The organism is Saliphagus sp. LR7 (assembly GCF_003344565.1).
Lineage (GTDB): Archaea > Halobacteriota > Halobacteria > Halobacteriales > Natrialbaceae > Saliphagus > Saliphagus infecundisoli.
This window is the reverse complement of the sequence record NZ_QPND01000036.1, coordinates 1-23,769: the sequence shown is the minus strand read 5'-3', so window position 1 is coordinate 23,769 and position 23,769 is coordinate 1. Positions and strand designations below refer to the sequence as shown.

23 protein-coding genes, 1 tRNA gene and 1 other RNA gene are annotated in these 23,769 nt (G+C 65.2%); 14 read left to right on the top strand and 11 right to left on the bottom strand.

Features of this window, described 5'->3' with window-relative positions; genetic code table 11:
- From DVH23_RS21845 to acs, 3 genes are all read right to left on the bottom strand, one after another.
- The coding region (locus DVH23_RS21845; protein WP_157972569.1) for an AMP-binding protein at positions 1 to 709 on the bottom strand (709 nt) is incomplete at its 3' end.
- 58 nt (positions 710 to 767) lie between these two features.
- Positions 768 to 2,534, bottom strand: a complete 1,767-nt coding sequence (locus DVH23_RS21840) for a bacterio-opsin activator domain-containing protein (protein WP_114579472.1) — start codon at positions 2,532 to 2,534, stop codon at positions 768 to 770.
- A gap of 121 nt (positions 2,535 to 2,655) precedes the next feature.
- A complete protein-coding gene (acs, locus tag DVH23_RS21835) occupies positions 2,656 to 4,611 on the bottom strand; it encodes an acetate--CoA ligase (RefSeq protein ID WP_114579471.1) in 1,956 nt (651 codons plus the stop codon).
- 91 nt (positions 4,612 to 4,702) lie between these two features.
- Here acs and DVH23_RS21830 point away from each other — a divergent pair, with 91 nt between their 5' ends.
- From DVH23_RS21830 to DVH23_RS21820, 3 genes are read left to right on the top strand one after another with little or no spacing between them, the layout of a single operon-like run.
- Positions 4,703 to 5,641, top strand: a complete 939-nt coding sequence (locus DVH23_RS21830) for an NAD-dependent epimerase/dehydratase family protein (protein WP_114579473.1) — start codon at positions 4,703 to 4,705, stop codon at positions 5,639 to 5,641.
- Positions 5,642 to 5,680: 39 nt separating this feature from the next.
- Positions 5,681 to 6,439: a DUF2797 domain-containing protein gene (locus DVH23_RS21825; RefSeq protein WP_114579470.1), complete on the top strand. Its 759-nt coding sequence runs from the start codon at positions 5,681 to 5,683 to the stop codon at positions 6,437 to 6,439.
- Positions 6,440 to 6,483: 44 nt separating this feature from the next.
- A complete protein-coding gene (locus DVH23_RS21820) occupies positions 6,484 to 6,879 on the top strand; it encodes a hypothetical protein (RefSeq protein WP_114579469.1) in 396 nt (131 codons plus the stop codon).
- Between the two features lie 51 nt (positions 6,880 to 6,930).
- On the opposite strand, the gene DVH23_RS21815 is transcribed toward DVH23_RS21820, so the two are convergent.
- Together DVH23_RS21815 and DVH23_RS21810 are read right to left on the bottom strand one after the other, a co-directional pair.
- Positions 6,931 to 7,809: a phosphatase PAP2 family protein gene (locus DVH23_RS21815; protein WP_114579468.1), complete on the bottom strand. Its 879-nt coding sequence runs from the start codon at positions 7,807 to 7,809 to the stop codon at positions 6,931 to 6,933.
- Positions 7,810 to 7,811: 2 nt separating this feature from the next.
- Positions 7,812 to 9,713, bottom strand: a complete 1,902-nt coding sequence (locus tag DVH23_RS21810) for an ABC transporter substrate-binding protein (RefSeq protein WP_114579467.1) — start codon at positions 9,711 to 9,713, stop codon at positions 7,812 to 7,814.
- Positions 9,714 to 9,857: 144 nt separating this feature from the next.
- On the opposite strand from DVH23_RS21810, the gene DVH23_RS21805 reads away from it, so the two are divergent.
- The 4 genes from DVH23_RS21805 (at position 9,858) to DVH23_RS21790 (ending at position 12,896) form a co-directional block, all read left to right on the top strand.
- Complete coding sequence (locus DVH23_RS21805; RefSeq protein ID WP_114579466.1) at positions 9,858 to 10,139, top strand: ribonuclease P protein component 4; 282 nt, start codon at positions 9,858 to 9,860, stop codon at positions 10,137 to 10,139.
- 89 nt (positions 10,140 to 10,228) lie between these two features.
- Positions 10,229 to 10,477, top strand: a complete 249-nt coding sequence (locus DVH23_RS21800; protein ID WP_114579465.1) for a YhbY family RNA-binding protein — start codon at positions 10,229 to 10,231, stop codon at positions 10,475 to 10,477.
- The gene (locus DVH23_RS21795) at positions 10,474 to 11,385 is read left to right on the top strand and encodes a mechanosensitive ion channel family protein (RefSeq protein ID WP_114579464.1); all 912 of its coding nucleotides are present in this window, start codon (positions 10,474 to 10,476) and stop codon (positions 11,383 to 11,385) included. The genes DVH23_RS21800 and DVH23_RS21795 overlap by 4 nt, the downstream gene beginning before the upstream one ends.
- 221 nt (positions 11,386 to 11,606) lie before the next feature.
- On the top strand, positions 11,607 to 12,896 hold the full coding sequence (locus DVH23_RS21790; protein WP_114579463.1) for a hypothetical protein: 1,290 nt from the start codon (positions 11,607 to 11,609) through the stop codon (positions 12,894 to 12,896).
- A 370-nt stretch (positions 12,897 to 13,266) separates the two neighbouring features.
- Here DVH23_RS21790 and ffs read toward each other — a convergent pair.
- Positions 13,267 to 13,579, bottom strand: an RNA gene (gene ffs, locus DVH23_RS21785) — signal recognition particle sRNA.
- Between the two features lie 48 nt (positions 13,580 to 13,627).
- On the bottom strand, positions 13,628 to 14,050 hold the full coding sequence (locus tag DVH23_RS21780) for a hypothetical protein (protein ID WP_114579462.1): 423 nt from the start codon (positions 14,048 to 14,050) through the stop codon (positions 13,628 to 13,630).
- 97 nt (positions 14,051 to 14,147) lie between these two features.
- Here DVH23_RS21780 and DVH23_RS21775 point away from each other — a divergent pair, with 97 nt between their 5' ends.
- The 3 genes from DVH23_RS21775 to DVH23_RS21765 are packed head-to-tail and all read left to right on the top strand — an operon-like array spanning position 14,148 to position 17,133.
- On the top strand, positions 14,148 to 14,477 hold the full coding sequence (locus DVH23_RS21775; protein ID WP_114579461.1) for a DUF5798 family protein: 330 nt from the start codon (positions 14,148 to 14,150) through the stop codon (positions 14,475 to 14,477).
- A gap of 57 nt (positions 14,478 to 14,534) precedes the next feature.
- A complete protein-coding gene (locus DVH23_RS21770) occupies positions 14,535 to 15,512 on the top strand; it encodes a PLP-dependent cysteine synthase family protein (RefSeq protein WP_114579460.1) in 978 nt (325 codons plus the stop codon).
- Between the two features lie 28 nt (positions 15,513 to 15,540).
- Positions 15,541 to 17,133, top strand: a complete 1,593-nt coding sequence (locus DVH23_RS21765; protein ID WP_114579459.1) for a hypothetical protein — start codon at positions 15,541 to 15,543, stop codon at positions 17,131 to 17,133.
- Here the strand turns inward: DVH23_RS21765 and DVH23_RS21760 are convergent.
- The 3 genes from DVH23_RS21760 to DVH23_RS21750 all read right to left on the bottom strand — a co-directional run bounded on the left by DVH23_RS21760 (position 17,130) and on the right by DVH23_RS21750 (position 19,272).
- Complete coding sequence (locus DVH23_RS21760; protein ID WP_114579458.1) at positions 17,130 to 17,543, bottom strand: CoA-binding protein; 414 nt, start codon at positions 17,541 to 17,543, stop codon at positions 17,130 to 17,132. The two genes, DVH23_RS21765 and DVH23_RS21760, sit on opposite strands and share 4 nt — an antisense overlap.
- A 56-nt stretch (positions 17,544 to 17,599) precedes the next feature.
- The gene (locus tag DVH23_RS21755; protein WP_114579457.1) at positions 17,600 to 18,250 is read right to left on the bottom strand and encodes a recombinase RecA; all 651 of its coding nucleotides are present in this window, start codon (positions 18,248 to 18,250) and stop codon (positions 17,600 to 17,602) included.
- A 161-nt stretch (positions 18,251 to 18,411) separates the two neighbouring features.
- The gene (locus DVH23_RS21750; protein ID WP_114579456.1) at positions 18,412 to 19,272 is read right to left on the bottom strand and encodes a geranylgeranylglycerol-phosphate geranylgeranyltransferase; all 861 of its coding nucleotides are present in this window, start codon (positions 19,270 to 19,272) and stop codon (positions 18,412 to 18,414) included.
- Between the two features lie 145 nt (positions 19,273 to 19,417).
- Between DVH23_RS21750 and DVH23_RS21745 the strand changes: the two genes are divergently transcribed.
- The 4 genes from DVH23_RS21745 (at position 19,418) to DVH23_RS21730 (ending at position 22,814) form a co-directional block, all read left to right on the top strand.
- Positions 19,418 to 19,492, top strand: a tRNA-Arg gene (locus tag DVH23_RS21745).
- Between the two features lie 567 nt (positions 19,493 to 20,059).
- Positions 20,060 to 21,037 carry a CHRD domain-containing protein gene (locus DVH23_RS21740; RefSeq protein ID WP_114579455.1) on the top strand — a complete coding sequence of 326 codons (978 nt, stop codon included), beginning with the start codon at positions 20,060 to 20,062 and terminating at the stop codon, positions 21,035 to 21,037.
- Between the two features lie 679 nt (positions 21,038 to 21,716).
- Positions 21,717 to 21,992 (top strand): HalOD1 output domain-containing protein, encoded by a 276-nt coding sequence (locus tag DVH23_RS21735; RefSeq protein WP_114579454.1) that lies wholly within the window; start codon positions 21,717 to 21,719, stop codon positions 21,990 to 21,992.
- 60 nt (positions 21,993 to 22,052) lie between these two features.
- Positions 22,053 to 22,814 carry an acetoacetate decarboxylase family protein gene (locus tag DVH23_RS21730; protein ID WP_114579453.1) on the top strand — a complete coding sequence of 254 codons (762 nt, stop codon included), beginning with the start codon at positions 22,053 to 22,055 and terminating at the stop codon, positions 22,812 to 22,814.
- A gap of 125 nt (positions 22,815 to 22,939) precedes the next feature.
- Here DVH23_RS21730 and DVH23_RS21725 read toward each other — a convergent pair whose 3' ends face one another.
- Positions 22,940 to 23,443: a GNAT family N-acetyltransferase gene (locus DVH23_RS21725; protein ID WP_114579452.1), complete on the bottom strand. Its 504-nt coding sequence runs from the start codon at positions 23,441 to 23,443 to the stop codon at positions 22,940 to 22,942.
- Positions 23,444 to 23,769 lie beyond the last annotated feature (326 nt).

Here is a 23,769-nt window from a genome sequence, read left to right as displayed (position 1 = left end):
GCGAGTGCTCGAGTTCGTCTCCGAGCCGATCGACGACGACGGTCGTCGTGTCGCCTGTGACGCTCTCGAGGCCCTCGTCGGCTTTCTCCTTGTGATCGAGGGCGTCGCCCCGACGGTAGTAGCCGTCACAGGTGACGAGATGGTCGCTGTCGGCGGCGTTCATCCGGGTGGCGAGCGCGTCGGCCGAAAAGCCCGCGAACACCACCGAGTGGGGCGCGCCGATACGAGCGCAGGCGAGCATGGCGATCGGAAGTTCGGGGATCATCGGCAAGTACAGCGTCACCACGTCGTCCTCCCTTACCCCGAGATCCTCCAATACGGCCGCGAATTCCTCGACCTCTCTCAACAGCTCGCTGTACGTGAACTCGCGGGTGTCGCCCAACTCGCCCTCCCACTGGATGGCGAGGTCGTCGCCCCGGCCCTCCTCGACGTGCCTGTCGAGGCAGTTCGCCGACGCGTTCAGCTCGCCGCCCGTGAACCACTCGTAGAACGGTTCGTCGCCGTCGTCGAGTACGGTGTCGTACTCCTGGTCCCACGAGAGCAGGTCGGCGGCGCGCTCCCAACACTCCGGCCAGTTCTGCTCGAACTCGTCGTAGATCGCGGGATCGGAGACGTTGGCCTGGGAAACGAACTTCGCGGAGGGCTCGAACGTCTCCTGGTCGGCGAGCCGTGCCTCGAGTTCTACCGGTGGGTCGTCGTCACCTGACATGGAACGTCACATAGATTAGGAATAATACTGATAAACCCCGTCTCTAAATACGTAAAAACTACCGAGTTTCGTCGGTTGAGGGGCCGTCGAAGAACGTCCGGAGGAGTTCGTGCTGTCCCTTCCGGAGGTGGTTGTGCAGCGTCGGCGAGGAGATCCCCATCGCGTCGGCGATCTCCTCGGCGGTACTCTCCCGCGGCCAGTCGTAGTAGCCCCCGAAGTACGCCGCCCGGAGGGCCGCCTCCTGGCGGTCGGTGAGGCGCTGTTCGATGCCCTCCCGAAACTCGCTTGCGGTCCGGACGGAGCGCTCGACCTCGCGTTTGCCGGCGAGTTCGGAGTCGGGAAACGCCGACCGGACCCCTTCGACGATCGCCCGGATCTCGGCGTCGGCGCTACACTCGGCGGCGATCCGGGCGACCCCCTCCTCGATCGTCGCCGCCAGGACCGTCGTTCCGTACTCCGTCAGGGTGACGATCGGCGAGGAGCCCAGCAGGACGAACTCGACGCGCCACTCCTCGTCGCCGGTCCCGACGAGCCGGCAGTCGTCGACGCCGGGGTCCGCGTCGGCCAGGTCGAACACGTCCGTCGGTGGGGCCCCCTCGAGGCGGACGTAACAGAGCTGGGTCGCCTCGGTCAGCGAGACCAGCGAGTCGAGTTCGAACCGACAGCCCAGTTGTGCCGAGGCCGAGACGAAAAACGAGTTCCCGTCCCGACAGACGATCTCGAGTTCGACGAGGGTGTCCGAGAGCAACAGGGTTCGGCGGCGGGCGGCGGCGACGGCGTGGCCGGCCTGGCGCCCGACGGTCGAGAGCCAGCCGCGTTCGTCGGTCCCGAAGGCGCCCTCGCGGTCGGCGCCGACGAACAGCGTCGCGTACGTCGCGTCGCCGTAGCCGACGCCGACGGCGGCGACCGATTCCGGGGACCGATCGACGCCGTCCGCCTCGACGACGGCGACCTCGCCCGGTCTCTCCTCCCGGCTTCCCTCGAAACTTCCGGGGAGGTCGGCGGTGCGGTCGGCGTCGATCCCGCAGGCCGCGTGGGGGCTCTCTCCGTCCTCGGGAGTCCGGCGTTCGATCCAGGCCAGGTCGTATGCCGGGGGGCCGGCGACCGAGTCATCGCCGAGGTCGCTGCCGGCCAGCGTCTCACAGAGCTCGGCCTCGATCTCCGCGGGCGTCGAACTCTCCAGGATCGCTTCGGTCACCGCCCGATGCCGGCCGGGGATCCCGGGAGGTGAGGCGGTAGTTCCGTCCGAACGGTCGATCCGATCGGGCTCGACGGGGTCGAACGCCGCGACCAGCGCGTCGTCGGTCGGCTCGGGGAGGTAGGGCTCGAGGCTCTGAAAGCTTCCCCAGCCGCCGGCGGCCTTCACGGCCCGAGGGTTCACCCCGGCGACGAGGGTCCGCCGGGCGAAGAACCGCCGAAGACCGTCCGTCGAGATCCCGGCGAGGGAGGGGTCGCTCCGGCGCGTCGCGGCCCGGTCGGCGACCTCGGAGACGAGCATCTGGAGCCGGCGCGCGCCGACCGAAAAGACCCGCTCGTCGCCGGCGATCCCGGCGTTGCGGACGTACCGCCGGAGCTCGCCCTCGACGGCGGTCGGGAGGTACGCCCGCCGATCCTCGCCGCCGCTTTCCGTCGGGATCGAGAGGAGATATCGCGGGGGATCCGACCGCTGCTCGTGGACGTCATCGGGCCGGATCCGGGTCAGCTCCCGCGGCCGGAGGCCGGTCTCGCCGACGAGGCGAACCACGAGCGCCTCCCGGTAGCTCTCGGCCGCGTCGAGCAGCGCCTCGTACTCCGTTCGTGCGAGCTCGTCCCCGTGAGACGCCATTTCGTAATCTCTCGAACACCGAAGGTAAATAGGCTTTGATAGGCGTCCTCAGTGTCCACTCGCCGCTTCATCCGCCGTCACCACCTTCCCTTGTATTTCGCTTTCTATTGAAAGTCGAAATTCACTCCTCTCCGATCGTCTCCCGGAGCTCACCGACGATCTCGGGATTTCGAAGCGCACTGGTGTCCCCGAGATCCTCGCCGCGGGCGATCGCCCCGAGCAGCCGGCGCATGATCTTGCCCGAGCGGGTCTTGGGGAGGTCGGGCGTGAAGACGATCCGGTCGGGTCGGGCGACGGGGCCGATCGCGTCGTCGACGTTCGTCCCGATCACCTCCGGGAGCCCACGCGAGGGGTCGACGCCCTGTTCCGGGCTCACGTAGGCGTAGATGCCGTCGCCGGCGACGACCGCGGCCTCGGCGACGCCCTCCGTGGCGACGATCGCGCTCTCGAGTTCGGCCGTGCTCAGCCGGCGCCCCGAGACGTCGATCACGTCGTCGGTCCGGCCGAGAACGGTGACGTAGCCGTCGGGATCGACGCGGGCGGCGTCCCCGCTGTCGTAGACCCAGTCGCCGGCCGCGGGATCGGAGAACCTCGACCAGTACTCCTCGACGAAGGCGTCGTCGCCGCCGTACAGCGTCCGGGCCATCCCGGGCCAGGGCCGGCGGATCGTCAGGGAGCCGGCCTCGCCGGGATCGACGGCCTCCCCGTCGGGATCGACGACGCGGGCGTCGATCCCTGGCAGGGGTGGACCCGCCGCCCCGGGTTTCATCTCGTCGACTCCGGGCAGCGTGGTGAGCATCATGCCGCCGGTTTCGGTCTGCCACCAGGTATCGACGACCGGACAGTTCCCGCCGCCGACGTGTCGGTAGTACCACTTCCAGGTCCGGGGGTCGATCGGCTCGCCGACCGTCCCCAACAATCGGAGCGATGAGAGGTCGTGACTCTCGGGGTATTCCGCGCCCCACTTCATGAACGCCCGCACCGCCGTCGGCGCGGTGTAGAAGACGTCGACGGCGTTTCGCTCGACGATCTCCCAGAGGCGATCCCGGTCGGGGTAGTCCGGGGTGCCCTCGTAGAGCAGGGTCGTCGTCCCCAGGGCCAGTGGCCCGTAGACGATGTAGGAGTGGCCCGTGATCCAGCCGATGTCCGCCGCACACCAGTAGGTGTCCCCCGGCTCGACGTCGAGGACCGCGCGGGCGGTCCAGGCGACGTAGGAGAGATAGCCCCCGGTCGCGTGGACGACGCCCTTTGGTTCTCCGGTCGTTCCGGAGGTGTACATCACGAAGAGGTCGTCGCGCGAGTCCCTGGCGACCGGCTCGACGCTCTCGCCGGCGTGGGCCGCGAGCAGGTCGTGGTAATCGTACTGGTCGTCTCCGAGATGGTGGGGGAGGTCCTCGCCGAGGCGGTCGACGACGACCGTCGCCCGCACGTCGTGGCCGACCGAGAGCACGGCGTTGTCGACTTTCCCCTTCTGGTTGAAGGCGTCCCCGCGACGGTAGTAGCCGTCGCAGGTCACCAGGTACTCGCTGTCGGCGGCCTCGATCCTCGTGGACAGCGCGTCGGCCGACAGCCCCGCGAAGACGACCGAGTGGGGCGCGCCGATGCGCGCACACGCGAGCATCGCGACAGGGAGTTCGGGAATCATCGGCAGATAGAGCGTCACCACGTCGTCCTCCACCACCCCCAGTCCGCTGAGGGCGGCCGCACACTCCTCGACTTCCACGGCTAGCTCCCGGTAGGTGTAGGTCCGTGACTCGCCACGTTTGCCCTCCCAGCGAAGCGCCGCGCGGTTCTTCGCGCCGCCCTCGAGATGGCGGTCGAGGCAGTTCGCCGCCGCGTTGAGTTTCCCGCCGTCGAACCATCGGTAAAAGGGGGCCTCGTCGTCCTCGAGGACCGTGTCGTACTCCGTCTCCCAGGAGAGCAACTCGGCCGCCCGCTCCCAGCAGCCGGGCCACTCCTCGTCGAACTCCTCGCGGGCGTCCTCGCGCATGTTCGCCCGGGAGACGAACGACTCCGGGGGCGGGATCGACGGGCCGGCGTCCGCGGTCCCCGATCCCGACCAGCGTCGTTCGTCCATGCCCTCACCCTGTGGGGTCGGAAAAATAAGCGTTCCTCCGCCCCTCGTCGGAACCACAACACACATGCACCGCCTCCCGGTCGGTACCGACATGGACCTGACCGATCGCCGGCTACTGGTAACGGGCGGGGCGGGACTCGTGGGCTCGGAGCTCGCGGCCCAGCTCGCGGCCGACAACGAGGTCGTCGTCGTCGACGACCTCTCGAACGGGGTTCGCGAATCGGTTCCCGACGACTGCGCGTTCGTCGAGGGCGATCTCACCGAGCGGGAGACCCTCGAGGACGCGATCACCGGGGACCTCGACGCGGTCTTTCACTGTGCCGCCGCCGACAAATACGTGGATACGGACGACCCCCGCGAGCAGTTCGAGGTCAACGGCTCGATGACCTACGATCTCGTCGAGCGGATGGAGGAAGTCGGTGTCTCCCGGCTCGCCTTTACCTCCTCCTCGACGGTCTACGGCGAGGCACCCCGTCCTACGCCCGAGGACTACGCGCCCCTCGAGCCGATCAGCATCTACGGCGCGGCCAAGCTCTCGGAGGAAAGCCTCCTCTCGGTGTACGCCCACTCACACGACTTCACGGTCTGGAACTTCCGCTTCGCGAACGTCGTCGGCCCCCGCTTCGGCGCGGGCGTCGTCCCCGACTTCGTCGAGAAACTCGACGAGAACCCGGAGACGCTGACGATCCTCGGCGACGGCCGCCAGCAGAAGTCCTACATGCACGTGGCCGAGTGTTCGGAGGCGATCCGGGCAGTCGTCGAGGGCACCCCGAAGGGGGGAATGCATACCTACAACCTCGGCACCCGGACGACGACCTCCGTCGATCGGATCGCCGACATCGTAAGCGACGAGATGGGTCTCGATCCCGACTACGAGTACACCGGCGGCGACCGGGGCTGGACCGGCGACGTCCCGAAGATGCGCCTCTCGATCGAGAAGCTCTCGACCCACTGGGAGCCCGCCCTCTCGAGCGACGACTCCGTCAGAGAGGCCGCCCGCTCGCTCGTGGCCCGCCTCGACGAGCGGTAGTCCGGGGAAGCTTTAGCCGGCCCCGACCTACCGCCGCCGGTGCGAGTCGTCGGCTACGACCCGAGCGGCCGGGGCTCCGCGTTGCTGGTCAGCGACGGCGACGGGAGCGAGGCCCGACGGATCTCCCTCGAACCGGGCACCGACCTCGGCTTCGGGCTCGGCGACCGGCGGTGTGCCGGCTCGATCGACCGCGAGGGCGTCCACTACGCCTGCGACCGCCCCGAAACCCCCTACTGCGAGTTCCACACGACGAGCTGGGTCTGTGCCCGCTGTACGGGAACCTGCCTCAAAGACGAGATGGACTGTTACGACCCTCACGCGGTCTACCTCGCGGCCTTCGCTCCCAGTACGGTCAAGGTCGGAGTGACGCGGGCCGAGCGCCTCGAGACCCGCCTGCGCGAGCAGGGCGCCGACCGCGGGGCCCACATCCACACCGTCTCGAACGGCCGGATCGCCCGCGAACTCGAGGCCGGAATCGCCGAGGAGCTCACTGACCGTGTCCGGGTCCCGACCAAGCGGGCCGGCCTCGCGGCGAACGTGGACGCGGATCGGTGGGAGGGCGCTCTCGCGGAGTTCGACGTCATCGACCGCTACGCCTTCGACTACGGACTCGACCTCCCGGTCCGACCAGTGGTCGAAACGATTGCTTCGGGTACGGTTCGGGGCGTGAAGGGGCGGCTGCTCGTCCTCGATCGGGGCGCGACGACGTACGCCGTCGACATGCGCGACCTGGTCGGCTACGAGCTCGAGGAGGGGGCCGACGAACGCCGGCTCCAGTCGTCGCTGGGTTCGTTCTGACGGCTATGACAATCCTTTTCCGGCGCGGCGGAGAACCCGCCCTCATGGCCGACGACAACGAACACGACGCCGAGGACGCCGGTAGCGAGGACGCAGAGACCGGAGAGGGCGAGGAGAAGTCCTTCCGCGAGCGCGTCGAGGAGATCCGCGAGAAACGCGCCGAGGAAGGCGAGGAGGGCGAGGGCGAGGGGCCGCCGGACCCCTTCGGTGGCGGCGGTGGCGGGCCTGGCGGCATGGGCGGCGGTGGCGGCAACCCCTTCGCCCAGATGATGGGCGGCATGATGGGCGGGGGCGGCCCCGGCGGTCCCGGCGGGGCGCCTGGCGGCGACCAGGGCAGCGACAACGAGGAACTGGTCCGCGAGGTCCGACAGCTCAGAGACGAGATGCGCGACCAGACCCGGCAGCTACAGCGCATCGCCGACGCGCTCGAGGACGACTGAGGCTCGTTTCTTCGCGTTTTCGACGGTTTCCGGGGTCGCTTTTCCGGAGAGTCACGGCTCCGGCGGTCGGGAGCCGAGCCAGCCCCGGTCGCGAAAGCGGTCACGGAGGTAGCCCACGGGCGACCAGCGTCCGACCAGCCGGGAGGCAAGCACCACGCAGAGCCAGGCGAGGACGATCCCGGCGACCACGTCGGTCGCCCAGTGGATTCCCAGATACATCGTCGAGAGCACGACGCTGACCGCGAGGGTGAACGCGACCGGGTGCCACCGGGGGTAGACGGCCCGCGAGCGGTAGGCGAGCAAGGCTACGGTCACCGAAAGCGAGGTGTGAAGCGAGGGGAAGACGTTCGTGTTCCGGTTTACCTGGCGCGTGAGGTACTGGTAGCGGGGATAGGTGTCGAACAGCAGCCCCTGGACGAGTTCGGGCATCATGTTCCGGGGACCGTAGGCGATGATGACGACGTAACAGATCAGCCCGAGGACGTAGTTCAGCGTGTAGGCCGCGAGCAACTCGCGCAACGGGCGGCTGTTGGGGAGCGCGAAGTAGGCGACCACGGGAAAGACCAGCAGGAAGATGTAGCCGTAGATGTAGATAAACGAGAAGTAGCTGGTGAACGTCGGGTTCGCAAACGACTGGAGCCAGACGAGGAACTCGCCCTCGAGGTCGTAGATCACCCACGTGAGGTTGAGGTTGACGAAGCCGACGTTCTGGTTAATGATCCAGGAGAGCTCCGGGACGACCTGCCGGGCGATCCCGTTGAACAGCAGGACGACCGTGAGGACGGCCGCGGTCGGTGCGACGTCCCGGAGCCGGTCGGTGAACTCCCGGAGTGTGACGACGAGCCGCTGGCGGCCGACGACGACGGCCGTCGCGACGGCGATCATGATCGAGACGCCGATGCTTACCTCAAGGAGGACCCGGCCGAGCACGCTCACTCACCCATGAGGAGGTCGCCCTGGTCGTTGTACTGGAAGCCGATCTCCTCGAACTCCGCGCGGGCGGCCTCGGCGTCGAGGTCGCCGTCCTCGCCGAAGAAGGGGACTTCGGGGTCCTCGCCGTCCCACCGGAGGCTCTCGGGAACCCACTCGTCGCTGGCTTCCTCGTTCCCGTCGTCCCCGTCGTGCTGTTCCCATCCCTCGGGAAGCGGCGTCGCGACGGGGTCGGCGTGGCCGTAGAACACGTCGCGGGCGATCCACGCCTTGTCGAGCAGGCGGGCGACGGTCCGCCGGAAGTAGGGGTTCCCGAAGGGGGCGTTCCTGACGTTGAACCCGACCTGGTAGAACGCCCGGGAGGACGTATCCCGGAGCGCGAGTCCCTCTCGCTCCTCGACGTCCCCGATCGTGTGGGGCTCTATCGGCGTGACGGTGACGTCCCCGTCGCCGTTTCCCATCGACTCGATCGTCGATGGGCTGCTGGGTTCGACCCGGGTCCCGAGTTCGGCGACGGTCGGCGCCGGCGTCGGCCCCGACTCCCGGCGCTCGGCGCCCGTCGGAGGCGTCTCGTTGCCGTTTTCCCCATCATCGTCTCCCTCGCCCTCGACGTCCCCGCCGCTGGCTCCGGCATCCTCCTGGAGCGAGAAGTGGTCCTCGAAACGGGCCAGCTCGAGGCTCTCGCGCTCGGTTCGCTCGACGAACGCGAAGGGGCCGCTGCCGACCGGTGGGATGTTGTCGGTGACGACGGCCTCCGTCGTCCCCTGGGAGATCGAGATCCCGGCGATCTCGACTTCCTCGGCGCGCTCTCTCCAGACGTGTTCGGGGAGGATCGGGACCGCGAGCGCGCGTTCGCCGACCTCCCGGCCGGTCGAGACCTCGATCTCGACGGTTCGGTCGTCGGTAGCGACGACCTCCTCGACGGCCGTGACCTGGCCCTGGTAGCGAGGCGCCGGCGCCTCGATCGACTCCTCATCCCCGAGCGTGGTGTCGTCGAGAAAGCGGTAGGTGAAGGCGACGTCGTCGGCGGTGAGGGGTTCGCCGTCGTGAAAGGAGAGGTCGGGCCGGAGCCGGACCGTCACCGTCCGGCCCTCCCACTCCCAGGACTCGGCGAGCCAGGGACGAAAGCCGTCGCCGTCGGCGGTCGCGAGCGAGTCGTACAGCAGGTCGATGTAGGTGCTCTGGTCGTAGTACTCCGCCGACAGCGGGTTCAGGTTTACGGTCGAGCGCGCGTCGGTGACGAGCGCCCGGAGCCGGTCGTCGGGGCCCTCGGCGCCCTCGACTTGTTCCAATCCGAGATAGCCAAGCCGGCTCGCGAGCAGGTCGTCGTTCCAGCCCTCGAAGCGGTCGGTCCGCAGGAGCCGGTGCTCGGTCGGGACACACAGCGGGACGAACGGCTGTTCGGCCGCGAGCGCCTCCAGGATCTCGCCGATGGTGGTCCGGCGGGCCTCGCCGCCGATCCGCCGCTGGCGCTCCAGTAGGGTGTCGAAGGCCATGTTCGTGAATCCGTAGGGGTTCTGCCAGCCGGGTTCGCTCGCGAACACCGAGTGGAGCGACTCGTAGAGAAAGTCGGGGTCGTCGTCGCCGGGGTGGTGGCCGACGAAGAGGTCGAAGTCGTGGTTGACGAGCGTCGCCCGGAAGAACTCCTCGACCGACAGCGGGTCGATGCTGGCCTCGATCCCGACCGCCGCGAGGTTCGCCTGGAGGTCGTTGGCGATCCGGATCGAGACCTGGTCGACGTCGGCGGGGACGGTCGTGATCGTCAAGGAGAGCTGCTCGGGGCCGTCCCGGTTGACGGCGTTGCGGGCTCGGTGGACGCAGCCGGCAGTAGCGCCCAACCCGCCGGCTCCGAGCGCCGCGAGCAGCGATCGCCTGTCGAGCCGGTCGGTGGAGGGTCCCGTCATCGTGGCGTCGATATATCATCGATACTCGACCCTCCCCGTATAACTATATTGTGGATGGTCCGTCCCCGTATCCCTCTATTACCCCCGGGGTGCCGCCCGCGATCGAACGCAATACGGATGCCACGGGGGACCGAACCGTCTGCCATGACCGTCGCCGAGGAGCGCATCGAACGCCTCGCGGAGCTTGCGCGGGCGGCCGCCCGAGGGGGCGAGGACGACCGCGCGCGCTACTACGTCCGCCTCGCTCGCCGGGTCGCCGAACGGAACCGACTGGTCCTGCCCCGCGAGTTCCGTCGGTTCACCTGCGACGACTGCGACGCCTACCTCCGGCCGGGGCGAAACGCCCGAGTCCGCCTGCGGGACGGCCACGTCGTCATCACCTGTGACTGCGGGGCCCAGGCACGATACCCGTACATCGACGGCTGATCCGCGACGGCTCGCGTCGACGCAGCGCCCTTGAGCCGCTCGCGCTCCGGTTTCGGGACCATTAAACCATCATCCCCCTAGACGCCGCCATGGACGACCAAGAGCTCAAGCGGCGAGCCCACGATCTGGACGTGACCGTCTGGGTTGGCAAGGGCGGCCCCGAGGCGGTCGTCGAGGAGCTCGACGACCAGCTTTCGGCAAACGATCTGATCAAGGTGAAGTTCCTCCGGGCCGCCCGGACGGGGCCCCCCACCGAGGAGCAGGCCGCGGACCTCGCCGAACAGGTCGGCGCCGACCTCGTCGATACCCGGGGCCATACGGCGGTGTTGTACCGATGACCGCCACGCCGCCGCTCCAGATAACGGAGGGCCTCGGACGATGGTTCGCCGACAACGTTCCGGGCCTGGCGGGCGCCGGCGGGGAGGCCGTCGCGAGCGTCCTGGTGTTCGTCGTCGGCCTGGTGGTCTTCGCCGCGATCGGCCGTGCGGTCGTGATCCCGCTCGTCGGGCGGGCACTCGATGCCCGCGAACTCGACGCCCACGCACAGACGCCCCTGTTGCTCGCGACCCGCCTCGGGGTGTTGTTCGCCGCGGTCGCCCTCGCGTTCGGCTTCGCCGGCTTCGGCAACTTCCTGGTCTCGATGGCCGGCATCGCCGCCGCGGGGGCGCTGGCGGTCGGGCTCGCCCTCCAGAACGTCATCTCGAACTTCGTCGCCGGCGTCTTCATCTACACCGACAGGCCGTTCCGGATCGGCGACTGGATCGAGTGGGACGACGGCACCTATTCGGGGATCGTCGAGGACATCAGCCTCCGGGTCACCCGCGTGCGGACGTTCGACAACGAACTGCTCACCGTACCGAACAGCGTGCTCACCAGCGGCGTCTTGAAGAACCCGGTAGACGGCGACCGCCTCCGCCTGAAGTTCGACTTCGGGATCGGCTACGAGGACGACATCCAGCAGGCGACCGATATCATCGTCGAGGAAGCCAAGCGCCATCCGGACATCCTGAACGAGCCCGAGCCTTCCGTCCGGCTGACCGAACTCGGCGACTCCGCGGTCGGCCTCCAGTCGCGCTTCTGGATCGCAGAGCCCTCCCGCGGGGACTTCGTCCGCACGCGCGGGGAGTACGTCACCAGCGTCAAGGAGCGGTTCGACGAGGAGGGGATCGACATGCCCTACCCCGTCCGAACGCTCGAGGGCGGCCTGCAGATGGAGAACGCCCAGCACCTGTCGGCCGACGACTGATTTCCGGCGATCGCTTTCTTTCCGCCGTAGAACTGTGCTCGCACGCTCGATTCACAACGCCGAGTCCGATGTTACGTATCGATACGAACGAAAACGCGCGAAGTAAGTCCGTGACAGGAGCCACCTTCCGGCTGGCCTCTTCCGTTATATATCCTTGGTTGGATACTACACGAGTTTCACTGTGACCAAAACATATCCGTTGACAATCTAACCTAGCTATCATGAAACGACGCGCACTCCTGATCGCGGGTGTTGGCGTCCTCGGTGGCTGCCTCCAGAACAGTACGGATACCACGCAAAGCTCCGACGGGACGGATCAAGACGAGGAAGCTGACGGAACGGATCAGGAAAACGAATCGAACGGACCCACCGAGGGACCCGACTCGAACACCACGAATCAGAACGACACGTCGAACGGGCCGACTCAGGATAACGCGACCAACGAGTCAGCGCAGGAAGCGGATGGAAACGGGACCGATCGGAGCGAGCGCGACCGCGAGAGGCGAACCTACGACATAGAAGCAGACCCACCATCGGACAGCCCGATCCGATACGAGTTCGAGGTGATCCAGCCCGAGATCCACTCGTCCGAGTCGCCGCTTACGGTCACCGTCTCGATCTCGAACCCGACCGACGAGATGATCCGCTACAGCACGAAGGGAAACGCCGTCGCGGAGAACGTCACGTACGAGGAATTCATACTGATCCCGAACGAAGAAGACACGTACTCGTTCGACGAACGAGAACGGTTGTGGTTCGAATCGGAAACGAGAGATTCCACGGGTTCGTATGAATCCGGAGAGCTCGATCCCGACGAGACACTATCTCGAGAGCTCGTGTTGGTGCGACGACAGCACGAGGACTTTCCGGAGACGGTTCCCTCCCAGCTCTGGTTCGCCACGACGGTCGTAGTGGAAAACGGGGGTACCGGTGGCGAAGACGATTCCGAAGACGCGTACGGTTTTTCGTTCTCTCTCGTATCGACACGAAAGCAAGACAAGAATATCCAATATGATCCGGTCCGCGAGAGCCGCGCCTACGAAGTAGATCCGGAGACGTCATCGGAGAGCCCGATTCGACACGAGTTCGAAGTGACCCAACCCGATATCCACTCGCCCGAGTCGCCGCTCATGGTCACCGTCTCGATCTCGAACCCGACCGACGGGACGATCGTCTACAGGGATCGGCGCGCGGCCCTCGGACGAGCCCTGACGTCGGACGATTTCATTCTAGTTTCACCAGATGAAAACGAATATGCGTTCAACGAGAAGGAACGGCTATGGTTTGCGATCGGCTCGGTCGGCACCACGGATACGAGCCTGTTGGGGGAACTCGAACCCGACGAAACCCGATCACAGGAACTCGTCCTGGTGAGGCTGTCCCACAAGGGATTCCCGGAGACGGTTCCTTCGGAGTTCGAGTTCTCTACATCGCTCGGAGTTGCTGACGAAGGCAGTGAGAGGATCACCGATTACCAGCACACTGTCGCGTTCTCTCTCGTTGCAACGTAGTGTCCCCTGACGGAGTTATCGCGTGGTAACAATCCGTTCCGCTCTTCACATCGTTCTGAGAATCCGAATACGTCAGAACGGGCCGTTTGCAGCGGCTATCTACCAAATCTTCTTTCTATCCCGTGTTACCGCCGGTTCGTTCGAAAACACAGCAAGCCGGCTCACCGCGAGTGAGCGAAGCGAACGAGCGGGCCGACGACCGACCGGAAGCGACGCCACGCACGGCTGTCGGGGAGGGAGGAGTGCTTTTCATCGAAGCTGAGCGGGATCTCCGATCCCGCTAGGTCCAAAAGAGCACCATGCTCTTTTGAAGATTTTGCCGAGGGCGCGGCGGAGCCACGGCTGCAGCGCAAAAGTTCGTCGCGTATGAATGCGGACGGCCCGCGGTTGCCCGGCGTTCCGGCCGGGGGAATCCCGGTTGCCTCCTCCACCCCGCGACCCGTCGAGCGACAGGTGTCCGGCGGTCCACTGCTCGCTTCCGCGCCTGATGGGCTGTCGCCGGTTAGCCACGATGGGGCGTCCCTGCGGACGGCCATAATGGCCCGCTGTCCCCGACGGACGAGGCTTCTGCGTTGGCTCCCGGGGCCCCGGTCGGTCGGACCGGACGCCCGCGGGATTCGGTCCCCGCTGATGACCGTAGTGCGGGTAGAGAGCAGGGCCAAACTGCCCGACCTAGTCCACTCCTCCGTAGGGGGTAGGGGCTTAAGGGCCTTACGCCACGCGAGTGGTGTTTAGACGAGACCGAGCACGCGGGCGTACCACGCGGAGGCGGCGACGACCGCGGCCGCACAGACGGCGAGGAGCCAGCGATGGTACTCGAGCCAGGTCGCCTCGCCGATGCTCGCGACGACGTCGGCGGGGACCGCAAGGGCCCACGCGAGGACCAACAGCGTGAGCACGGTACCGAGAACGAGGGTGAGGCCGGCGGCGTAGTCGGGGCGGGTGCGGGCCTGGCGGCCGGCCGCGAAGAGGACGATTCCGACGAGGGGAAGCGCCGCGAGGAACTGCGGGCCGGCGATCCCGTAGCCGCCGTAGTAGGTCTCGAGACCGGCGGCCGCCGGTCCCTCCAGGAGGAGGTAGGGGGCGACGACCGCGAGGAGGTAACAGAGACAGGCGACGATCCCCGCGGTCGGCGGGCGCTGCTGGGCGCGCATGCCCGGGATCTGGCAGCGAGGTCGCATAAGGACGGCGGTCCCCGGTTCGGACCGGTCGCGCGAAAGACACAATTAGCTGGAGCAGTCACTCGAAGGCATGGGACTGGGCAGTACGGCAAAGAAGATCCAGATCGTCTCCGAGCGCGCCGAGCAAGTGTACAAACAGATCCAGGAGCTCCAACAGCGGATCATCCACTTAGAGCGAAAGCTCGAGGACACCCACGACACCGCCACCGCCCTGGATCACCGGATCGAGGAGAACCGCGCTCTGCTGGTCGCCATCGCCGAGGAGCAGGGTGTAGACGTCGATCAGGTCACTACCCAGGCCGCAATCGACGACGCCGACGAGCTCGCCCGCGACGACGAGGCCGCCGCGGGGGCCGATGGCGGCCGGACCCGGGAGACCCCGCCGCAAGGAGCGGAGTAGCCTCGGCGGCTGGGGGATAATAAGAGCTAACACCCGGGGCAACATTTGCCTGCCCGGATGACGAGCCACGAGCGTCCCCTGGAGTCGGTCCTCGAGACGGTCGGCCGGACGCCGCTGGTCCGGGTCCACGACGGGCCGGAGGAGGTGGCGATCTACGCGAAACTCGAGTCGTTCAACCCCGGCGCGAGCGTCAAGGACCGGATCGGCCGGTACATGCTTGAACGGATGCTCGAGCGCGGCGACGTCTCCCCCGGCGGAACCGTCATCGAGCCGACCGCCGGAAACACCGGGATCGGGATCGCGATCGCCGCCGAACAGCTCGACCTCGAGGCGATCTTCGTCGTGCCCGAGCGCTTTTCCGTCGAGAAACAACAGCTGATGGCCGCGCTGGGTGCCGAGGTGATCAACACGCCGAGCGACGACGGGATGGACGGCGCGATCGACCGGGCCCACGAGCTCACGGAGGAACTCGACGACGCGGTGGTCCCCCAGCAGTTCTCGAACCCGCTGAATAGCGAGGCCCACTACGAGACGACCGGGCCGGAGATCTACGACGCGTTGGATGAGGTGGGCGCTGTCGTTGCCGGCTGTGGCACCGCGGGGACGCTCATGGGGATCGCCCGCTACGCACGCGAACAGGACCCAGACACGTATGTCGCGGGCGTCGAGCCCGAGGGCTCGCTCTACGGCGAGTTCTTCGGTGAGGACCGCGAGGAAGGCGAGTACAAGGTCGAGGGGATCGGGACCCACGACCCCGCGACCAACGAGCTGTTCGACCCGGATCTCGTCGATGCCGTCCACGCCGTGGCCGACGAACGCGCCCACGAGGAGGTCGCCCGTTTGGCCCGCGAGGAGGGCCACCTGGTCGGCTCGAGCGCGGCCGCGGCGAGCGTCGCGGCCAAGTGCGTCGCCCGCTCGATCGCGGACGGCGGGATCGACGCGCCTTCCGAGAGCGTCGTGACGGTGTTTCCGGACTCGAGCGAGCGGTACCTCTCGAAGGGGATCTACCGCTCGTTCGAGGAGTGGGAAGGTTGAAGGGCTCTGGCCGGCCACGTCCTGTCGAATGGATCACAGGTCGATCGCGCGCGACGTCCGGGACGCTCGCCTGATCGCCGGGACCGAGTTCCGGCGGACGCTGCGTGCGATCCGGGCGAACGACTCGCGCTTTGCCTCCGTCGTCGTACTGGCACTTTTTACTGTCCCCATGGGTCTGGTCTGGCTCTACGGCGCTTACGCCCTCGGCAAGGGGGTCGACGTCGGGCCGGGAGCCGCTCCGCTGATCGGCTCGTTCGTGCTCCCTGCGGTCGCCGGTTTCGCGGCGACTGTCGCCTTCCAGACGGTTCAGGACGGTCCGTTTCCCGACCACCCGACGCTCCCGCTGTCGATCGCCTCGACCCGGGCGGTCGTCCTCTCGAAGCTGTTCGCCGCCCTCGTTGCGGTCGCCGTCTGGCTCGTCGTCCCGACGGTCGTCTTCGGCGGGGCCTTTCTCGCTGGCGCCGGGGCGGGACTGCTCGCACCCGCGGTCGCAGTCTGGCTGGTTCCGATCGTCCTCGCGGCCGTGCCGCTCGGCTACCTCGCCGGGCTCTGGCTGACCCGGCTCAACCGTCGGCTCCCGGTCCCGACGGCGGGGAAAGCCGGCGTCTGGGCCGTTTTCGTGCTCGGATCGATTGTCGTCGGCCAGCGGGTCGGGTACGTGGTCGCCGACGAGGGCCTCGGTTCCCTGGAGACCGGATTTCTCCCCGCGTTCGGCCCGACGACGGCATACGCCTCCCTCCTGTTCGGCGGCGGGGAACTTCCCATGGGGCTCGCGGTCGGCGCGGCCCTCCTCGCGGTCGGCGCCGTCGTCGCCCGCCGGGCGACGACCGAGGCGGCCGAGCTGTGGTTCGCCGACCGGCCCGACAGCGCCGAGAACGAACCGGAGGGCTCGATGCGGCCGCCGACCCCGTTCGCGCTGACGAAGACCGGCCGGGTCGCCTGGCATTACCTCCGGCTGGCCTACCGCGCACCTCGCCGCCTGACCCACCTCCTCTTCTTGCTCTTTCTGGTCGTTCCGATGGTCGGTCCGCTCGCCGAGGCCGAACTCGCCGCGCTCCGGTTTGCCCCCTCGGTCGGCGTCCTCGCCTGTGCCCTGCTCGCGGGCGCGACGTTCTCGCTCAACCCAATCGGCGACGAGCGCGGGACGCTTCCCGTCGTCCTGCTGTCGGGGACCGACGCGGCGGCGTTCGTCCGGGGACGCGTTCTGGCGGGGCTGGTCGTCGGGCTCGCCGCCCTGGTCGCCTGCGTCGCCCTCGGCGCGGCCGTCGGCGTCCCACCGGTGGCCCTCGGCCTCCTCGCTCTCCTCGCGGTCGGCCTCTCGCCTGCGGCCGGCGGCGTCGCCGCCGGCTTCGGGGTTCTCCTTCCGAAGTACGAACCCGAGGAGATCTTCGGCGTCGAGACCGTCCGCCCCTCGAACGTCCCCCTCTTCGCCTTCGAGATCGGCACGATCGCCGTCGGCGCTCTCGGACTCCTGGTCGTCGGCGCGCCGGCACCGACCGTCGGATCTCTCGTCTCCCGCTGGCCGTTCGTCCTCGCGTACGCGGCCGTCGTCGCCGGAAGCGGGGCCGTCGGCTACCTCGTCGCCGTCCGGCGACTGGGCGCGTGGACCGTCGAGCGCTAACTCCCCATCAGTCGGCGGTGTTCGACCTTCATACAGCGGTCCTGGACGACGGTCCTCCCCGCGTCCTCGGCGCGGGAAGCGGCCTCGTCGTCGCGGATTCCCAGCTGGGTCCAGATCACGCCCGCGTCCTCGCGCTCGAGGGCTTCGTCGACGATTCCGCTCACCTCCTCGCTGGGCCGGAAGACGCAGACGACGTCGATTCCCTCCTCGACGTCGGCGAGGCCGTCATATGTTTGCCGACCGAGGACCTCCTCGGCGTAGGGGTTGACCGGGATCACGTCGTAGCCGCGATCGGCGAGATAGCGCGGGATCTCGTGGGCGTCCTTCCCGCGCGTGCTCGAGCAGCCCACGACCGCGATCGTCTCGACGTCGAGGACCTCCCGGAGCCGTTCGTCGGAGTCGACTGGCATGGACGACGTTCGGGGCGAGAACCCAAAACGGTGGTCCTGGCGCGATCGGCTCGGAACTACGCGGAGAGCCCGGCCGTCCGAATCTTCGGACGCGAACCCTCGCCCGACTTCACCTCGACTAACCCGTCGAACAGCTGTTTCAGCGTGTTCATCGTGCGCTCGTCGTGGGCCGTCGAGTCGATGACGTAGATGCCGAGCCCCTCGCCGCTCTGAATCCGCCCGGTGAAGACGTGGAGAAATCGGAAGACGGTCTGGAGGTCCGAGTACATCAGCAGCGTCGAGATCGAGTGCAACAGGACCCGGTTGCGCGAGCACCCCCGTTCCTCGTAGAACTCCTGAAAGAAGGCCGAAAGCTCGACGCCGATCCCGGTCATGTCCACCGGCGAGGCCGCGTAGGCGATCCGCGAGTCGTCCTCCACGGTTCCCGTCCCCCGTTGTTTGGTGACACAGTCCACGACGCCGACGGGGGCATCAACCTCCCCATCCTCCTCCGGCTCGTCGTCGCCGACGGCCCGCGAGAACGCCGCGAGGGTCTTCCCCGCGTCGTCTTTGGTCGTAACGACGATCGTCCCCTCGCCACTGGCGGCGCCGTCGGCGAGCAGGTCGAACGCGACGTCGCGTTTCCCGGTCAGAGGTGGTCCAGAGACGAGTACGTTCGTCCCCGGAGCGACCGTCACCTCCGGGAGGACGGCTGAAAGGTCATACATTCGAAATCGTTCGGATCTCCCTCGCTCGCCGATCCTGGCGGACAGGACTCTCCAATGGTGGTCTGAAAATACAGAAACCGGTTTATATTCCTTGTGATACGACGTTCGTCTCGTCCGACGACTTCGGGGTGTCCGAACACCGGTCGGTCACGGCCGGGCGGTCACAACAGCCCCTGGGTTCCGGCGGCGAGCCGGCCGACGACGAACGCGAGCGCCGCGAGGAACTGGCCGTACTTGAGCCGCTCCTGGCCCGCCGTCGGGTCCGTCCGTCCCTCGGCGATCGCGACGATCATCAGGGCCACCCCCGGCAGGACGACCAGGAGGTAGACGGCCCCGAAGTACCCCAGGAGATAGGGGACGGGGCTCGCGAGGACCGCGACCGCGAGCAGGGCGGCCGCGAGCAGCCACGCGGTCCGCTCGCCGACCGCGATCGGGAGCGTGTTCAACCCCTCCGCGCGGTCGCCCTCTACGTCCTCGACGTCCTTCAGGACCTCCCGGGAGATCGTCGAGAGCGCCGCCAGCGCGAAGAGGACGACGACGGGTTCGACGCTCCCGACCGCGGCGCCGCCGAAGAGAAACGTACTCCCGCCGAGGTAGCCGACGACGACGTTGCCGACCCCCGGAAAACCCTTGAACAGTTCCGTGTACGCGACCAGCGCGAGCAGGTTGACGACCGCGATCGCGATCGCAAGCGCCGGGAGGGTAAGCGCCAGCGCGACCGCACCGACGAAGAGGGCGACCGAGAACGCGAGCGCCCCCCGTGGGCTGATCGCGCCCCGCGGGATCGCGCGGTCGGGTCGGTTGATCCGGTCGATCTCGCGGTCGAAGTAGTCGTTGATCGCCATTCCCGCCGCGGTCGCGAACACGGTCGCTCCGACGGCACTGGCCACGTGGAGAGGAGCGGCGGCGATTTCGCCGGCGACGAACGCCCCGATTGCGGTGAGCAGACCTGCGGCGATCGAGTTCACCGGCCGCGTCAGCTCGACGGCCCCGCGTACGGTCTCGCCAACGCCCCCTGTCATGCCCGGGAGTGTTCGGTGATCAGGTATAAACCGACCGATACCCCTTCCGTCTCGGTTTCCGGCCGTCGGGTGGCCCTCGGACGGGACGGTCCGACGGGTCGAATCGAGTGACTTATACCGGACCGACCGGAACGAACGTCCACGAGGGCGCTTAGCTCAGTCTGGACAGAGTACTTGGCTTCGGACCAAGCTGTCGCGGGTTCAAATCCTGCAGCGCCCATCCTTCTGCGTGACGGGCAACATTTGGCAGACAGCAGTACGACGTTTATAAATAAACCCCTCTTCGACCGACTTGATTTCATCACGTTTCGTGATGGGGGTCACCGGAGTCATGCGATTCGCCAGCATTTGATTGACTGTCTGAGTGCATAATACTAGGGGGCGGCGGTGGGGTAGAATACATCTCAAGGCCTAATTCGGCAGCCTGGATTAAGTCAGTCGTATAAAGAGGGTGGAGGAACCTAATTTTCTCATCATCCACAAAGTGGAAAATTATATCACTCTTCCGTAGCATCTTGTTGATGGAGAGCCATCTTGCGATTCTATACTCAGTTAGTCGAGACGGGTACCCGGTCGTTGAGCGATCAGACGAGCGGTTTCTATTCTGACTTCACCGGGGAGAGCCGTCTCAACAATCGCCTTCTCAAGAGAGTAAGAATTATCAGTAGTGGTGCAGACTACCATCATGTCTCCAAGTACCAAGAGAGATAGTACCATGGTAACTACACGGCAGACACGGCGGCGGCTGCTGCAAACCGCCGGACTCGCGGTCGGGAGTAGTATTGTAATGGGGATAGCGAGCGCGGAACATGAGGAGACATGGACGTTCCATGCCGACCTGACGGGCGAAGCAGAGACCGAGGACGTTGAGACGAATGCAACCGGCCGAGCAACGTTCGAGATCCCACCTGACGACCACCGAATTCACTATCGGATCGACGTTGAGTGGCTCTGCTATGTAACACAGGCCCACATTCACCTCGGTGAGGAGGGTGAAGATGGTCCTGTGGTCGCTTGGCTTTACCCCGAGGAGGGCCAGGAGCCACAGCTTATAGAGGGTCGGTTCGACGGCACTCTGGTCGAAGGGGCATTCACTGCCGATGACCTCGTTGGTCCGCTTGAAGACGCCAGTAGCGGCGAGATCGTTTCAGCGATGATCGACGAAAATGCCTATGTCAATCTCCACACAGAGGAGTATCCTGCCGGCGAGATCCGGGGCCAGATCAGTCCTGACGCAGACACGGAGGAGGCGATCGCGGAAGCGACGGACGACGAAGAGGAGGTCGTGACCGACGCCGCGGACGCCGAGCTCTCGCTCGGAGCGATCAACGTTGCTGATAAACCCGAAGACGAATTCGAAGGGCTGTTCGTCGGGATCGGGAATGAGGGTGACACCCCTATCGATTTCACGGGTTGGACGATGCGAGACCACCCTGACGACGGAGTAGTTGGATCTCCCGGGGGGCCATCCGCGTTCCGCTTCCCGGATGGATTTACGTTGGACGCCGGTGCACACGTACGGATCCACACCGGCGGTGATGAAAGCCAGAACGGCGGCGGCTTCAATTTCCCGGGTAGTGACGAAAGTGAGAACGACCACATACTCTACTGGGGGCTCCGGACCACGGTCTGGGATGAAGATGGGGACACCGTGATCGTGAAGGATTCTGAGGGCGATGTCGCCCTCGAACAATCCTACGAAAATGGGGATCAGAGAGCTGCTATGCGCAGATTTGCCAGTCATCTCTCCACCCAGCTCATCTAAGGAGCACCTCACTCCATTTTTGAGACGGGAAATCCATTCATCCCCACAGTAAGAAGCGATACTGAAGAATTGTTAATAATAATACTTCTATTTTGTAATGACTAAACTTGTGATTCAGGACCAACGAATGCACTAAGGGATACTGCTTCACCTTTTGTTCAAGAGAATCAAGTCTAATTCTTTGACATAGCAGTTCGGTGTTTCATATCCAGCATCAAGGTAGTAGGTGTCCGGATTATCCGTGTCTGGACGGTGGGGCAGAATACATCTCAAGGCCTAATTCGGCAGCCTGGATTAAGTCAGTCGTATAAAGAGGGAGGAAGCAGCTAATTTTCTCGTTTTCCGCGAGGTGGAAAGTTAGATCGCCTCTCGAACTATAATAGGCAAGTACAGGGTCTGTGAAAGCTTCTGCACCACTGTCAGGGGGCGTGTGATATTGGCGGGCGCAGCCGAACGGTTCCATGCTACTTTCCTATTGTTTGTCTCAAAGCTCAGGGAGAGGTCACTGCGGAGAAGGTTGGTTAGATGAGGCTGTGTTTCCGGACGCGACCATACGGTATTGTGAGCCCCCCGACGGAATCCGATTGATAGCCTCCTGTCCGCAAGAGCAAGTATTTCCACGCTTCCCTGTCAGGTAATTCACCACAATTGGTTTACCTAGGGATGTGGGACGGATACTATGGGAGAGTTTGAGGGGGACGGTCAAGAGGTGCGGAAAGAGTTTAATTGGTCTGAAGTCTTGCCAAGTGTGGCGATCATCAGAGGGGTGGCGGCTCTCGAAGACGTTGATTCGGCTGAAGTCTCAGCGGCGTGTGGCAAACCGTTGTTTAGTGTTGTAGACCCGGACGCATTGGACAAACTTGTTACTCGAAGTGAGGATCTTTTTCTTTCGTTCTCCTTCCAGGATTATTCGGTCGAAATCTCCGAGTCGACGGTGGTCGTTACCGCCAGTTGAACGCGACTCGGCAGCGGATTTCCCGATACTTCCTTGGTATTGGTCCACACAGGTGCGAATATGACGGGAGACGCGGATTCACCGGCTTCATCGGACGGGAAGACGTCAATCACACTCTCAACCGGGCAAACAGTCACTCTCCCGCTCGTGACTGAGGCGACCGCTTTCGGCGCGGTATTCCAGGTACCACATCCTCCTGTCCAGAAACTCTTGCCGGAGGGGTTGACGCCGGTCGGTCCAACATCCCGGACGGCAGCAGTCACGCTATTGAGTGTTAAATACCATCATATCGGCGTTAACGGGATCGATCCGTACAACGAGTTTGCTGTCATTTTCCCTGCTGTCTCTGGTTCACAGACCTCTCTGCCCTACGTCTCGCTTTTTGACCGGATGACGAGCGGCTACATGTGGTATCTTCCGGTGACGACAGCGTCGGCCAAAGCCCTCGGAGTGGAGATTTGGGGGCATCCGAAGGTTGTTGGCGAGATCACTCATGAGGACGAGGAACGTCGCCGCTGCACGTCGGTCGAGGTGAACGGTGAGCATGTTCTGACGTTTGCGGGGCGTCGACCGCCATCGATGAGTCTGAAGGATTCAGGATACGTGTTCACGGTTAAGGACGGTGTGTTGCTACGTGGGTCGATCGAGATTGATGGGGAGATGGGGATGTGGCCGTTCAGCGACAAGGTCACAGTGACATTCGGGAATCATTTACGGGGCAGCTGGCTGCAGCAGTTGGATATCGGTGGGCGGACAATTGCACGGGTCTCAGTCGATGGCCGAGTTGTCTTCGGGCAGGGGCAGCCGGTTCAGGCGGTATAGAGACTGTTTATATCATACTGATACAGATACGTAATCGTGCTAACTTCACCTCCTGTCTCGGGCACAAGCTCCGGTCAGAAATCGGCAGTACAGAAGAGCACCAATTGCTCACTTCGGGTGCAAAGCTATCGAATCGCCTGCTTTTCCATCTCAACAAGGAGAAGTGTAATTTCGTCATGATACTCATGAGCGTGGTCTGTCACGCGATTGTATCCCTGCGCCTCGTAGAAGGGGACGGCGTTGCGTGATGCCCACAGGCCCAACGAATCGATATTCTGCCGAACTGCTTGGGCCTCTAATTCGGCATAAATGCGCGAGCCAATCCCTTGTCGAGCGACCGACGGATGGATGTATATCGCCGTAATCTCGCCCTCGACATCTGTCTCGAAGTGATCACCTGCATCGGATTTCATCCATCCGAACCCGATCACTGCCGTATTATTTTCGGCGACAAGGAAGTACGTGTCCTGGGATTCGATCGGATACTCCTCCGGATCACGGTCGTGTGCCCATACTGCTACCTGTTCTTCGGTGTAACCCTGACTGCCAAGCCCTTCGATTGAAGCGAGATGAACATCGCGGATCTGTCGGGCGTCTTCCGCCACCGCCTTTCGTATAGAAACCTCCACGCTATCATCTCAAAAGAGGATGGGTTGATAATTGTACCCCCTATACCGAGAACAAGATTCACTCATTAATCGGCTGTATTGAAGTACCGCAGTTGCTCATTCCAGGTGCAAATCTACCAAGTCAGGCCTTCAGAAGTTCCCCAGGTGGTATGATTATTAGGGAGAACCCGTCAATTACAAAGCATGGACATTCGGAGGTTCAGTCGATCACACGAGTGACCGCACGAATGCATCGAGAACATGCTGAACCGGTCTGATCCGTGCTCGGATAGTGTCGGAGGAGTGGCGAAGACGGTGATCAGCACTGGATAGTCGCTGTCGGCGGC